This is a genomic window from Vallitalea sediminicola, assembly GCF_054408565.1.
Window position 1 is genome coordinate 1 of sequence record NZ_BTPT01000217.1, and the last position, 320, is coordinate 320.

The following is a 320-nucleotide window of genomic DNA, read 5'->3' on the forward strand; positions in this document are numbered from 1 at the left end:
CGAATATGATCTGGTTGGCTTTGGCGGCTATGTTTGCGGGCATGTATTTGGTACAGCCCCGTCCCAAAGCAGCACTTGCCGACGATCCCGTGATGGGCGACAACTAAAACGTCAACAGGGACCGGCCCATATCTATGTTTGAACTTTCCCAATTTTCGCAGGCGATGCTCTCCCTCACGGTTGTGGTGGTGATGTTTATCCTGTTCCTAAGAGAGACACTGCCGACCGAAGTTGTCGCGCTGGCGGGGGCTGCATCGTTACTGGCGATGGGTCTGTTACCCTATGAGGATGCGCGCATTGTGTTGTCCAACTCTGCCCCA

At 54.4% G+C, this 320-nt stretch carries 1 protein-coding gene; it reads left to right on the forward strand.

Going from position 1 to position 320, the window contains the following annotated elements; all coding sequences use genetic code 11:
* Window positions 1-134 precede the first annotated feature (134 nt).
* Window positions 135-320 (forward strand): hypothetical protein (locus ACX6CF_RS26480; RefSeq protein ID WP_458788377.1); only part of this gene is annotated, 186 nt, incomplete at its 3' end.